The following is a 12,725-nucleotide window of genomic DNA, read 5'->3' on the forward strand; positions in this document are numbered from 1 at the left end:
GCCACAAAAGCATTGTGCCGCCTTGATGCCACAAAATTTATCAGGGTGAGTCTTTACAGCGCTTTACTGACACTGACGTCGCTGATTACATCGTCGGTTTCGCCATGCAGCTTTTGCAACGCGGCCCGGGCTTCTTCCTCGGTGCCGGTTTCCATCTGCGCGAATTCGAAGCGGCGTTCGCCGTTTAGCTTGTACTTGATGACATATTTGGTCGTCTGGGCCACGGTTTTGCCTTTCTTGAAAGGGCGATGCTCAGCTCAGTTTCGAGCTGGAACGCCGGATGATTTTGATCTTGTGGGTCAGGGTCGGCTTGCGCGTGACGCTGATTGCACGGCGGTTGACGGTGTCGATGGTGATGTTCCAGAAACCGGTGCTCGGCGCTGTGATCCTGGCCGGGAACGTGTCGAACGCGCCACCGTGATAGGTGTGCCGGCCGCCGTTCTTGAAGCTGCGGAAGTTGGCGTCGTTCATCAAACGGATGTTGCACATTTGGGAGCATTCGATGACGACAATGTCGTCTTCGTTCAGGTGCTCGCGCTGGTGAATGAATTTCATGGGCGCCTCCAGAAGGGCTTTTTCTACAAAATCAAAACGATAGCAAAGGGCAATGAGGCGCAGTTTATCAGCCTCGAGTGTTAATATCCGGCTCGCGCTCCAGGCTTTGTTCATTTATCGCAGGTGGCGGGGAAAAAAAGCGGTTCGGCGCCGGAGCAAAACGGCGTCTGCACTGTCGGAGGATCTTTATTGGAGGAAACATATGAAGCGCAGCGTGTGGGTGTTGGCATTGGCCATGAGTGGATGTGCATCGGTATCGGACATCAATCAGACGCCTCCCACCATGAGCGTCATCTCCGGAAAGAAACCACACGAATATGCCAAGTGCGTTGCCGACAAGCTGGCCAGCAGCCGTGGCTCGCTGCAAATGGAGCCGCACAAGAGCGGCGTGCGGCTGATCGTGCCGGGCAAACTGTCGTCCTTGCCGGCGGCGGTGTTCGACATTGACGAGCGTTCCAGTGGCAGCAGCATCAAGCTGCACGAAAGCATGTCCAACGTGCCGGTGCGTCCGGGCGACGTGCAGGATGCGGCCAACGCCTGTATTTCCGGCTGAGCACCGTCAGCGCCTGACGAGCGGGCGGCCATCGGCTAGACTGGTGCCCTCGACAAAAAATGCCGCCACGGTCAACGTTGGCGGCATTGTCATTCATGGAGTCAGTCGATGAAACGCGAGCAGGTGCGCGAGCGCCATGCAGAAGGCCTTATTTACGCCACCCACGTGATTCAGAACCCGGCGAACCCGGGCGAATGGGTGGTGTTCTTCAAGAAAAGCGCAGGGCGCAGTTTTTTCCTGGTGGATGAGCAGGACGAAGTCGAGTCCTTCAGCCAACTCGATGACCTGATCGAGACCATACGCGGGCTGGGCATCAAGACCGCCGAGATCCACATCTAGTGTCCTGTATCGTAGATACAGGACACTCGCTTATTTACAGACCACCACGACACTGCGGCTGCTGAAGTTGCCGACGTCGACGCCCAGGGTCTTCTCGCTTTCCTTGGCCTGGGGCGTGCCGTCGGTGCCGACGATGCGGTAGCCGGTGCCGGCACAGGACGCATCGGCCTTTTCATAGCAGGTCGCCCAGGAATTGGCCTCGCCCGAGCAGTCGATGGTCAAGCCCTGCTCGCCATTATCGAGATAGGTTTTTTCGGCCGAGGCACAGCCCGCCAGGGCCAGGACTGTAAACAGCGCCAGAAGTGTCTTCATGGGATCGTCATCGAGGAGGAAAGGGCAACGGCGAGATTATAGCGAATGGCCATTGCGGTACAGCGAAACCGGCCTCATTCGATGCCCGGGTGGCATTTACTAGAGGCCGGTCTGTTTATTTCTTGCGGCGGGGGCTGCGTGCGGGGGCGCTTTCGCGTTCATTCGTCGCTGGGGCAGCGCGTTCGTCCTGGAATACCGCAGCCACTTCCACTGCCATGGCCTTGCTAGGCAAGGGACCGGCGACCTGCTCGCCGTGGTAGTTGATAATCCACCACTGGCCGTCCTTGCCCTGGCTGACCGAATAACCGTTTGCGTTTCTTGCCGACATCTAGCTGCCTCAATTGGCGTGATCAAGGGCGTCATGATACGTCAAATGCTCGCAAACAGCGCTCACTGGCGTACAGTGGACCGCTGCTGCCATCGAAACGAAAGGCGATTGAACTATCCGCCGTTTTTTATTTCTCTATGATGGCACCGGTTGGCCAGTGCGGGCATTGTAAGGTGCCCGTCGCCTGATTAGACTGCGCCGAAACTCGTACACACCGCCTTTTCAAGGACTTATATGATCAAGAAATGCTTGTTCCCAGCAGCCGGTTACGGTACTCGCTTCCTGCCAGCGACTAAAGCCATGCCCAAAGAAATGCTGCCGGTGGTGAACAAGCCACTGATCCAGTACGGCGTCGAAGAAGCCCTCGATGCGGGCCTGACTGAAATCTCCATCGTGACTGGTCGTGGTAAACGCGCGCTGGAAGACCATTTCGACATCAGCTACGAGCTGGAAAACCAGATCAAAGGCACCGACAAGGAAAAATACCTGGTCGGCATCCGCAAACTGCTGGATGAGTGCTCGTTCTCCTACACCCGCCAGACCGAAATGAAAGGCCTGGGCCACGCGATCCTGACCGGCCGCCCATTGATCGGCGACGAACCGTTCGCCGTGGTCCTGGCGGACGACCTGTGCGTCAACCTCGAAGGCGACGGCGTCCTGACCCAGATGGTCAAGCTGTACAAGCAGTTCCGCTGCTCCATCGTGGCGATCCAGGAAGTCGATCCGCAGGAAACCAACAAGTACGGCGTGATTGCCGGCGAAATGATCCGCGACGACATCTACCGTGTGCACAGCATGGTTGAAAAACCAAAGCCTGAAGACGCACCGTCGAACCTGGCGATCATCGGTCGCTACATCCTGACCCCGGATATCTTCGACCTGATCGAACAGACCGAGCCAGGCAAGGGCGGCGAAATCCAGATCACCGACGCCCTGATGAAACAGGCCCAGAACGGCTGCGTCATGGCCTACAAGTTCAAGGGCAAGCGTTTCGACTGCGGTGGCGCCGAAGGCTACATCGACGCGACCAACTTCTGCTTCGAGAACTTCTACAAGACCGGCAAGGCTTACTGATAGCCGCCGCGCCTTGAAAAACGCCCCGACTGGTTCGGGGCGTTTTTTTGCGCGGGGAAAGTCTCTCGCACACAAGCAAACCCCCTGTGGGAGCGAGCTTGCTCGCGATCGCAGTGTGCCAGCCAACATCAATGCTGCTGATCCGACGCCATCGCGAGCAAGTTCGCTCCCACAGGAATTGCGTTTAATCCAGCCCGGCTGGCTTTTTCGTTTTCCGCCCCCATAACCCACCGCAACGCTGCCTCAGGTGAAAACAGCAGGTATGCTGATGACCTGCCGAAGGAGATAGAAAATGGCCTATGATTTTGACTTGTATGTGATTGGCGCCGGTTCCGGTGGTGTGCGGGCTGCGCGGTTCGCCGCCGGTTTTGGGGCAAAGGTGGCCGTGGCGGAAAGTCGCTATCTGGGCGGGACCTGCGTCAACGTGGGCTGCGTGCCGAAAAAACTGCTGGTCTATGGCGCGCATTACGCCGAGGACTTCGAGCAAGCGTCGGCCTATGGCTGGACGGCGGGCGAGGCGAGTTTCGACTGGGCCACGCTGATCGCCAACAAGGACCAGGAGATCAATCGCCTCAACGGCATCTACCGCAACCTGCTGGTCAACAGCGGCGTCACGTTGCACGAAGGTCACGCCAGGCTGACCGGGCCCCATGAGGTCGAGATCAACGGCCAGCGTCACACCGCCAGGCATATCCTGATCGCCACCGGCGGCTGGCCGGTGATCCCGGACATTCCGGGGCGCGAGCACGCCATCAGCTCCAACGAGGCATTCTTTCTCAAGGAGCTGCCCAAGCGCGTCATCGTGGTGGGCGGTGGCTACATTGCGGTGGAGTTCGCCGGGATCTTCCACGGCATGGGCGCGCAGACGTCGTTGCTGTATCGCGGCGAACTGTTCCTGCGCGGTTTCGACGGTGCGGTGCGCAAGCACCTGGCCGAAGAACTGACCCGTCGTGGCTTGGACCTGCAATTCAACGCCGACATTAAATCCATCGAAAAACTGGACGACGGCAGCCTGAGGGTCGAGCTCAAGGATGGCCAAACGTTAATCACCGATTGTGTGTTCTACGCCACCGGCCGACGACCGATGCTCGACAATCTCGGCCTGGAAAACACCACCGTCGCGGTGGACGAGAAGGGTTTCGTCAAGGTCAACGAAAAATACGAGACCACCGAACCGTCGATCCTGGCCATTGGCGACGTGATCGGTCGCGTCCAGCTCACCCCTGTCGCCCTGGCCGAAGGCATGGCGGTGGCGCGGCGTCTGTTCAAGCCCGAGCAATATCGACTGGTGGATTACCGGATGATCCCCACCGCCGTGTTCAGCCTGCCGAACATCGGCACGGTGGGCCTGACCGAGGAGCAGGCCAGGGAAGAGGGGCATGAGGTCGAGATCTTCGAAAGCCGTTTCCGGCCGATGAAGCTGAGCTTGACTGATTGCCAGGAGCGCACCCTGATGAAACTGGTGGTGGATGCCCAGACCGACAAGGTCCTGGGTTGCCACATGGTCGGCCCGGATGCCGGTGAAATCGTCCAAGGCTTGGCCATCGCCCTCAAGGCCGGTGCCACCAAGCGCGACTTCGACGAGACCATCGGCGTGCACCCGACCGCCGCCGAAGAGTTCGTGACGATGCGTACGCCCGTCGCCTGACGCGGCCCGTAGCCGTTGCGTAGGAGCTGACGAGTGCAACGAGGCTGCGATCTTTCCCCCAGACACTTGAGTCCCAAGCGGAAGATCGTAGCCTTCACCAGTACCTACAGATTTTTTCTATCTATATAGATTCCTGATAGCCAAAACCAATCATTCACATCAGGTTTGCCAATGAGCCAGCCGGGGGATGAGTGGTTAAGATTCCCTCCATCAACTTCTCAACCCTGATGGAGAAACATCGATGCCTATCATCAACAGCCAAGTTAAACCGTTCAACGCTACCGCTTTCAAAAACGGCGCATTCGTCGAAGTCTCGGATGCCGACCTGAAAGGCAAGTGGTCTGTCGTGTTCTTCTATCCGGCCGACTTCACCTTCGTTTGCCCAACCGAGCTGGAAGACCTGGCCGACAACTACGCCGAATTCCAGAAGTTGGGTGTCGAGATCTACAGCGTCTCCACCGACACTCACTTTGCTCACGCTGCCTGGCACAACACTTCGCCAGCCATCGGCAAGATCCAGTACACCATGATCGGCGACCCGACCCACGTCATCTCCCGCAACTTCGACGTGCTGATCGAAGACGTCGGCCTGGCTGACCGCGGTACTTTCGTGATCAACCCTGAAGGCCAGATCAAGATCGTCGAGATCAACGACGGTGGTGTAGGCCGCGACGCTTCCGAGCTGCTGCGCAAGATCAAGGCCGCTCAGTACGTTGCCGCTCACCCGGGCGAAGTCTGCCCAGCCAAGTGGAAAGAAGGCGAGGCCACCCTGGCTCCGTCCCTGGACCTGGTCGGCAAGATCTAAGTCTGTGAGTCATCCGAGGGCGATCCGCTCTTAATCAAGTAAGCCGCTTCGCCCCAAAAACGCCCGGGCGAGATTCGCTCGGGCGTTGTTTTTTTCTGAATTCACAAAATGGAAATCGCCCGTATGTTGGACGCCAATCTTAAAGCTCAGTTGAAGTCATACCTGGAACGGGTCACCCAGCCGATCGAGATCGTCGCCTCCCTCGATGACGGTGCGAAATCCCAGGAAATGCTCGCGTTACTCCAAGACGTTGCCAGTCTTTCCGACAAGATTACCTTGCTCGACAACGGTACCGATGGGCGCAAGCCGTCGTTTTCGTTGAACCGCCCGGGCGCCGATATCAGCCTGCGTTTTGCCGGCATCCCCATGGGCCACGAATTCACTTCGCTGGTGTTGGCCCTGCTGCAAGTCGGCGGCCACCCATCGAAGGCCAGTGTCGAGGTCATCGAACAGATTCGCGCCCTTGAAGGCGAGTTCAACTTCGAGACGTATTTCTCGCTGTCGTGCCAGAACTGTCCGGACGTGGTCCAGGCGCTGAACCTGATGGCGGTGCTGAACCCGAACATTCGCCACGTCGCCATCGACGGCGCGCTGTTCCAGGCCGAAGTCGATGAACGCCAGATCATGGCCGTGCCCAGCATTTACCTGAACGGCGTGAACTTCGGCCAGGGCCGCATGGGCCTGGAAGAGATTCTCGCCAAGATCGACACCAGCGGCATCGAACGCCAGGCTGAGAAAATCAGCGCCAAGGATGCTTTCGATGTGCTGGTGGTCGGCGGCGGCCCGGCTGGCGCTTCGGCGGCGATCTACGCGGCCCGTAAAGGCATCCGCACCGGTGTGGCGGCCGAACGTTTCGGCGGCCAGGTGCTCGACACCATGGCCATCGAGAACTTCATCTCGGTCCAGGAAACCGAAGGGCCGAAACTGGCCGTTGCCCTGGAAGAACACGTCAAGCAGTACGACGTGGACATCATGAACCTGCAGCGTGCCGACGCCTTGCTGCCGGGCAAGGACGGCAGCCTGCATGAAATCAAGTTCGCCAGCGGTGCGAGCCTCAAGGCCAAGACCGTGATCCTGGCGACCGGTGCCCGCTGGCGCGAAATGAACGTGCCGGGCGAGCAGCACTATCGCAACAAGGGCGTGGCGTACTGCCCGCACTGCGACGGCCCGTTGTTCAAAGGCAAGCGCGTGGCGGTGATCGGCGGTGGTAACTCCGGCGTCGAGGCGGCGATCGACCTGGCGGGTATCGTGGCCCACGTCACCTTGCTGGAGTTCGATGTGCAATTGCGTGCCGACGCGGTGTTGCAGCGCAAGCTGCACAGCCTGCCGAACGTGGCAGTGGTGACCAACGCCCAGACCACCGAAGTGACGGGGGACGGCCAGAAGGTCAATGGCTTGCGCTACAAGGACCGTCCGAGCGGTGAAGTGCGGGACGTGGAGCTGGAAGGGATCTTCGTGCAGATCGGCCTGTTGCCCAACACCGATTGGCTCAAAGGCACCGTCGAGCTGTCGCCGAGGGGTGAGATTATCGTCGATGCCCGTGGTGAAACCTCGATCCCAGGCGTGTTCGCCGCCGGTGACGTGACCACTGTGCCGTACAAGCAGATCGTGATCGCCGTGGGCGAGGGCGCCAAGGCTTCGCTGAGTGCCTTTGACCACCTGATCCGCACCTCCGCGCCGGCATAAACAGCCGAAAGCGGCAAGACAAAACCCCAGGGGCCATGGCTCATGGGGTTTTTTATCGACCATCATTCTGTGGGAGCGAGCTTGCTCGCGATGGCGGTGGGGCAGCTTGCCTCAATGCTGAATGTGCTGCCCTCATCGCGAGCGAGCTCGCTCCCACAATGGACATCAGTACAGCTTACAGCGGCGCAGGTTGGATGATTTCGACCCAGTAGCCATCCGGGTCCTTGATGAAGGCCAGGCTTTTCATGCGGCCATCGGTCAGGCGTTTCTGGAAGTCGCAGCCCAGTGCTTCGAAGCGCTCGCAGGCCGCGACGATGTCCGGTACCGAGATGCAGATGTGGCCGAAACCGCGTGGGTCGGTGTTGCCGTTATGGTAGGCGAACGCCGGGTCGCTTTCGGTGCCGTGGTTGTGGGTCAGTTCCAGGATGCCAGGGATCGATTTCATCCATTCGGTACGCGCCGCCGCGTCCGTCGGGATCTGGTTCTTGTCCACCAGCGCCAGGAAGTACAGGCTGAATTCGGCTTCCGGGAAGTCGCGTTTTTCCACCAGCGAGAAACCCAGCACGCGGGTATAGAAATCCAGGGACTTGGTGATGTCCTTGACCCGCAGCATGGTGTGGTTGAAGACGAACCTGGCCGTGGCGGCGTCAGGTTGTGCGGTGACGCCAGGGAAAGTATTGAGTTCGTGCAGGCTCATGGGCCCTCCGGAAAATAAGTGGGGCAAACGGCATCGCAAGCGTGGTCGCGACGGTTCCTGGGCTTGCGTCAGACGGCTTCCTTGCAGGTACGCCCATGATACGCAAGGGGCGCGGCATCGCCAAACCACACGTGGCTATTGCCTGGTGCTGCCCCGGGCTTCAGACTTTACGATTCGTCCTTGAGTGGCCTCGCAATGATTCGACCGTTCCTTTCGCTGTTTGTCCTGCTGTTTGCCAGTGTTGCGAGTGTCGGTGGTGTCCAGGCCGACGAACCGCAGATCCTGTGGCCCCAGGGCTGGGTCGTCGAACCGCTGCCGGCAGACGCATCGGCCTCGGCGCCACCCGGAACCCTGCGCCAACGGGCAACCAAAAGTGATCCCGCAGGCAACGCCGTGATGGTCATGGAACTGACCACCACCCCCGTCGAGCCCGATCATCAGGTCAACTTGCAAGGCGTATTGTTGGAAATGCGCAAGTCAATCCAGAAGGATTTTTTCCAAGGGGGTTACCAAAGTGTATGCACTAAGGTCCATGCCTCAATGTTGGGCGGTGTAACTGCATTGGAAACCACTTGCACGATCACGCAAAACGGACGACATGTATTGTCTCAGGCACTCGTCGCGGCACTAAATGAGGGCAAGGCTTATGTGCTGTCCTATGCAGGGCAGGCGCAGGTGTTTGTTGAAAGCCAGGATGAAATACAGTCGGTGCGAAACAGTTTGAAACTATGACGTCTTCAGCGTAATACGCCAATGGGTTTAATCCTAAAGTCCTGCCCATAAAAAAGCCCTGAGTGTTCAGGGCTTTTTTGCGTCTTGGGGGGTTGTCAACCACGCACTGTCAACCACGCAGCCAAGAATCGACGGTCTTTGCACCGTACTGTTCTTTCCAGGCTTTCAGGCCGCGGTGATTGCCGCCCTTGGTCTCGATCAGTTCGCCGGTGTGCGGGTTCTGGTAAACCTTTACCACGCGCGCGCGGCGTGTCTTGGTGGGCTTGGTCGATTGCAGGCTCGCCTTGGATGGGTTCGGATCGAGGATCGCGACGATGTCGCGCAGGTTCTTGCCGTAGGTTTTCATCAGTCCCTGGAGCTTTTCCTCGAATTCGATTTCCTTCTTGAGCCCGGCATCGTTCTTCAGCGATTCCAGCTGCTTGAGCTGTTCTTGAAGGGCCTTTTCGGCTGCACGAAATTCAGCGAGTCTGGACAAAATGATTACTCCAATCAAAATATTTGGCTGATACCAACCGCAAACAAAGCTATAAGCCAAGCGCCTTGAAGCGACTCGGTGTTAATGACTCTCTCCTGTTATGTGGCACAGGTAGAAAAATTGTAGTAGTTAATCCAGAAAGTGTAAATCGTAACTTTTTCGTTATGTAACAACAGCAAACGCTTTTATCAATTGGCAGGACATCGTCAATAGATCGACGGCAGTTAACTGCCATTAGTGCCGGTCAAGGTCTCGACGAATGCCTGCCCGCTCATCGGTCGGCCAAATAGATAGCCTTGTAGAAAGTTCACCCCATGGGTGCTCAGGTAGTCGCTTTGTTCGACGGTTTCGACGCCCTCGGCAACCATATCCAGGCCCAACTTGCCCGACAGTTCGATGATGCTATCGAGGAGGTGGCGCGACAGGGCGTCGGCACCGATCATCGCGACAAAACTCTGGTCGATCTTCAGGAAGTCCACGTTGAACTGGCGCAAGTACGCCAGGCTGGAATGACCGGTGCCGAAATCGTCGAGGGCGATCTTGACGCCCAAATCCCTCAGTTGGTCGAACAGTTGTCGGGTCACGGCTGTCGGTTCGATCAGCTCGCGCTCGGTCAACTCCAGCACCAGGGTCATTGCTCCCGGCACGAAGGCATTGAGGAACTCGCGGCATTCGTCCACCAGCGCCAGATCCTGGCAGTGGCGGGCGGTGATGTTGATACCGACATGAAACGGCGCTTCGAGTCGAGGCGCAAGCGGCACCAGCAGATGCATGGTTTGCTGCATCAGCGCACGGGTCATCGGCACGATCACGCCACTGTGTTCGGCGAAGGGGATGAACAGATCCGGGCGGACCAGGCCTTCCTTGGGATGGTTCCAGCGCATCAGCACCTCGACGCCGGCCCAGCGTTTACTGTCGCTGTGCACGACTGGTTGCAGGTAGGGCACGAACTCGCCGGCTTCCAGCGCCCGTTGCAATTCACGGCTGGGAGACGAGGCGCGCTGTTGCAGCCAGTGTCCGAGTGTCCCGGCCACAACGCCGAAGAAAATCAGCAGGCTGAACAGCGGCGGATATTCCCTGGCCATGTAGCGCCAGGTTTCACCCTCGTCGAATCCGGCTTCCACATTGAAGGCGTAGCGCGCTGAACCCAGTTCGGTCTGGGCCACCGGCGACCCGGGCAAGGGCGCTGGCCGGACCTTGCCGTCCGCCGCCAGCCAATTCGGCCCGACTTGCAGCCGCAGCCGGGCCTGGCGGCCGATCAGGCGCAGGACGTTGGCCAGGTGATACCCGTCAAGGGTGGCCAAGGCGCCTTGCCGGCCTTCATTGAGCCGGTAGATCAGCAACGCGGTGTCCGGGGTCACCGGGTTGCCGTCCAGGAGCCACAGCGTGCCTTGGTGATAGTCGCTCGGGTTGACGCGTTCCTCGAAGGCCCCGAACAGCGAGCTGCAATAGAGGTTGTTGTCCCAGATCAGGTTGGTCGAGCGGACGAAGGGCCGGCGCGTCACCTGTTCGCGCAAGGCCAGCTTCACCGCTTCGCAGGGCTGGCCGGCCAGGGGCAATAGTTCACGGGCCGCCAACGCGGTGTTGTCGAGCATCAGTTCGATCTGCCGGACCGACTCCTCGGCGGTCTGCCGGGTGTGTTGCGCCAGCGTCCGTTCGGCTTGCATGTACAAAATGACCAGCCCCGACAGGATCGGCACCAGGCCGCAAAGCAGGGTGACCAGATAGCGACGGGGCCGGGTGTGCGAGCGGGTGGCGGTCAAGGGCATCGGCACAACCTGAGGGAAAGGGGATGAGGGGAGCGTCGGATGCCGACCATGATAGATGGCCTGTCGGTGACTTGCCTGTCTGTGGGCAGGCCCGCAATGAATCCCCCTCGCCACAGGTTTCGCGTTGTTCTCATTAGCGTGCGGTGTGAAACCATGAAAACCCTCGAACAAACCGTCCCGATTCCGTCGGACCTGCCGGTCTACCTGAAGCTCGCCATGGTCACCATGATCTGGGGCGGGACCTTCGTGGCCGGCCGGATCCTTGCCGATGTCTATTTTCCTGTGCAACAAACCCCTTGCGCGGTCGAAGGAAAAGGCGATTTGATACAGAAGGCGGACAAATCCGGTTACGCTGTGTAGAATCGATTTACGCATATAAGAATAACGTCTTCTGGCAGCAGAAGCCTCGCCCGCAAGAGCCTTGGGTCGACAATGAAGATACTTGGGTTTCAACTGATCTACGGCGATTTCCTCGCCCGCAGCGTTCGTGGCATTTCCTGCGCGCCGCCCCGTGTCCCCAGCATTGCCTGCAACTAACGTTTTTTGTTAATTGACCAGAATGATGAGGCGCCGACATGGCAGATCTATACGAAAACCCCATGGGCCTGATGGGCTTCGAATTCATTGAATTCGCATCCCCGACCCCCAACACCCTGGAGCCGATCTTCGAGATCATGGGCTTCACCAAGGTGGCTACCCACCGCTCCAAGGATGTGCACCTGTATCGCCAGGGCGCGATCAACCTGATCCTCAACAACGAACCCCACAGCGTGGCGTCGTACTTTGCCGCCGAGCACGGCCCATCGGTGTGCGGCATGGCGTTCCGGGTCAAGGATTCGCAACTGGCCTACAAGCGCGCCCTGGAACTCGGCGCCCAGCCAATCCACATCGAGACCGGCCCGATGGAGCTGAACCTGCCGGCCATCAAGGGCATCGGCGGCGCGCCGCTGTACCTGATCGACCGTTTTGGCGAAGGCAGCTCGATCTATGACATCGATTTCGTGTTCCTCGAAGGCGTGGACCGCAACCCGGTGGGCGCGGGCCTGAAAATCATCGATCACCTGACCCACAACGTCTACCGCGGGCGCATGGCCTACTGGGCCGGCTTCTACGAGAAGTTGTTCAACTTCCGCGAGATCCGTTACTTCGACATCAAGGGCGAATACACCGGCCTGACCTCCAAGGCCATGACCGCCCCGGATGGCATGATCCGCATCCCGTTGAACGAAGAGTCGTCCAAGGGCGCCGGGCAAATCGAAGAGTTCCTGATGCAGTTCAACGGCGAGGGCATCCAGCACGTGGCCTTCCTCACCGATGACCTGATCAAGACCTGGGACCACTTGAAAAGCATCGGCATGCGTTTCATGACCGCGCCGCCGGACACCTACTACGAAATGCTCGAAGGCCGCCTGCCGAACCACGGCGAACCGGTGAATGAATTGCAATCGCGGGGCATTTTGCTCGATGGTGCTTCCGAGCAGGGTGACAAGCGCCTGCTGCTGCAGATCTTCTCGGAAACCCTGATGGGGCCGGTGTTTTTCGAATTCATCCAGCGCAAGGGCGACGACGGCTTTGGCGAAGGCAACTTCAAGGCGCTGTTCGAGTCCATCGAACGCGACCAGGTGCGTCGGGGCGTGCTGGCCACCGATTAACACCTGATCCATGAAAAAGCCCGCCCGGCAGTGATGTCGGGCGGGCTTTTTATTGAACGACGCAGACCTCCTGTGGGAGCGAGCTTGCTCGCGATAGCGG

The 12,725-nt window shown here is 59.0% G+C and carries 15 protein-coding genes and 1 pseudogene; 9 read left to right on the plus strand and 7 right to left on the minus strand.

Annotation, left to right across the window (positions count from 1 at the left end):
* Positions 1–53 precede the first annotated feature (53 nt).
* Positions 54–224, minus strand: a complete 171-nt coding sequence (locus BM321_RS30390; RefSeq protein ID WP_092441549.1) for a hypothetical protein — start codon at positions 222–224, stop codon at positions 54–56.
* A 28-nt stretch (positions 225–252) separates the two neighbouring features.
* On the minus strand, positions 253–555 hold the full coding sequence (locus tag BM321_RS03630) for a DUF1883 domain-containing protein (RefSeq protein WP_003182962.1): 303 nt from the start codon (positions 553–555) through the stop codon (positions 253–255).
* A 202-nt stretch (positions 556–757) separates the two neighbouring features.
* Here BM321_RS03630 and BM321_RS03635 point away from each other — a divergent pair, with 202 nt between their 5' ends.
* A complete protein-coding gene (locus BM321_RS03635) occupies positions 758–1,108 on the plus strand; it encodes a hypothetical protein (RefSeq protein WP_092328063.1) in 351 nt (116 codons plus the stop codon).
* A 108-nt stretch (positions 1,109–1,216) separates the two neighbouring features.
* Entirely contained in the window at positions 1,217–1,447 is a 231-nt protein-coding gene (locus BM321_RS03640) for a hypothetical protein (protein ID WP_072411518.1), read from the plus strand.
* 30 nt (positions 1,448–1,477) lie between these two features.
* Here BM321_RS03640 and BM321_RS03645 read toward each other — a convergent pair whose 3' ends face one another.
* Both BM321_RS03645 and BM321_RS03650 read right to left on the minus strand, forming a co-directional pair.
* The gene (locus tag BM321_RS03645; RefSeq protein ID WP_092196633.1) at positions 1,478–1,759 is read right to left on the minus strand and encodes a hypothetical protein; all 282 of its coding nucleotides are present in this window, start codon (positions 1,757–1,759) and stop codon (positions 1,478–1,480) included.
* A 115-nt stretch (positions 1,760–1,874) separates the two neighbouring features.
* Positions 1,875–2,087: a hypothetical protein gene (locus BM321_RS03650; RefSeq protein WP_072411522.1), complete on the minus strand. Its 213-nt coding sequence runs from the start codon at positions 2,085–2,087 to the stop codon at positions 1,875–1,877.
* Between the two features lie 234 nt (positions 2,088–2,321).
* On the opposite strand from BM321_RS03650, the gene galU reads away from it, so the two are divergent.
* The 4 genes from galU to ahpF all read left to right on the plus strand — a co-directional run bounded on the left by galU (position 2,322) and on the right by ahpF (position 7,300).
* Positions 2,322–3,161, plus strand: a complete 840-nt coding sequence (gene galU, locus BM321_RS03655; protein ID WP_003182953.1) for a UTP--glucose-1-phosphate uridylyltransferase GalU — start codon at positions 2,322–2,324, stop codon at positions 3,159–3,161.
* Positions 3,162–3,453: 292 nt separating this feature from the next.
* Positions 3,454–4,809, plus strand: coding sequence for a glutathione-disulfide reductase (gene gorA, locus BM321_RS03660; RefSeq protein WP_092441550.1), 1,356 nt, complete (start codon positions 3,454–3,456; stop codon positions 4,807–4,809).
* A gap of 241 nt (positions 4,810–5,050) precedes the next feature.
* Positions 5,051–5,614 (plus strand): alkyl hydroperoxide reductase subunit C, encoded by a 564-nt coding sequence (ahpC, locus tag BM321_RS03665; protein ID WP_092441551.1) that lies wholly within the window; start codon positions 5,051–5,053, stop codon positions 5,612–5,614.
* Between the two features lie 123 nt (positions 5,615–5,737).
* Positions 5,738–7,300 (plus strand): alkyl hydroperoxide reductase subunit F, encoded by a 1,563-nt coding sequence (gene ahpF / locus BM321_RS03670; RefSeq protein ID WP_092441552.1) that lies wholly within the window; start codon positions 5,738–5,740, stop codon positions 7,298–7,300.
* Between the two features lie 175 nt (positions 7,301–7,475).
* Here the strand turns inward: ahpF and gloA are convergent, their stop codons facing one another.
* Positions 7,476–7,997, minus strand: a complete 522-nt coding sequence (gloA, locus tag BM321_RS03675) for a lactoylglutathione lyase (protein ID WP_092441553.1) — start codon at positions 7,995–7,997, stop codon at positions 7,476–7,478.
* 195 nt (positions 7,998–8,192) lie between these two features.
* On the opposite strand from gloA, the gene BM321_RS03680 reads away from it, so the two are divergent.
* Positions 8,193–8,729 (plus strand): DUF4946 domain-containing protein, encoded by a 537-nt coding sequence (locus BM321_RS03680; RefSeq protein ID WP_092441554.1) that lies wholly within the window; start codon positions 8,193–8,195, stop codon positions 8,727–8,729.
* Between the two features lie 109 nt (positions 8,730–8,838).
* On the opposite strand, the gene BM321_RS03685 is transcribed toward BM321_RS03680, so the two are convergent.
* Positions 8,839–9,204: a histone-like nucleoid-structuring protein, MvaT/MvaU family gene (locus tag BM321_RS03685; RefSeq protein WP_092328055.1), complete on the minus strand. Its 366-nt coding sequence runs from the start codon at positions 9,202–9,204 to the stop codon at positions 8,839–8,841.
* Between the two features lie 224 nt (positions 9,205–9,428).
* Positions 9,429–10,973: an EAL domain-containing protein gene (locus BM321_RS03690; protein WP_092441555.1), complete on the minus strand. Its 1,545-nt coding sequence runs from the start codon at positions 10,971–10,973 to the stop codon at positions 9,429–9,431.
* A 153-nt stretch (positions 10,974–11,126) separates the two neighbouring features.
* Here BM321_RS03690 and BM321_RS29420 point away from each other — a divergent pair.
* Positions 11,127–11,258, plus strand: a pseudogene (locus BM321_RS29420) (EamA/RhaT family transporter); the annotation flags it as partial.
* Positions 11,259–11,548: 290 nt separating this feature from the next.
* Entirely contained in the window at positions 11,549–12,625 is a 1,077-nt protein-coding gene (gene hppD / locus BM321_RS03700) for a 4-hydroxyphenylpyruvate dioxygenase (protein ID WP_092441557.1), read from the plus strand.
* The last annotated feature ends 100 nt before the right edge of the window (positions 12,626–12,725 follow it).

Origin of the sequence: Pseudomonas sp. NFIX10 (assembly GCF_900111955.1) — a bacterium.
Taxonomy (GTDB): domain Bacteria; phylum Pseudomonadota; class Gammaproteobacteria; order Pseudomonadales; family Pseudomonadaceae; genus Aquipseudomonas; species Aquipseudomonas fluorescens_AA.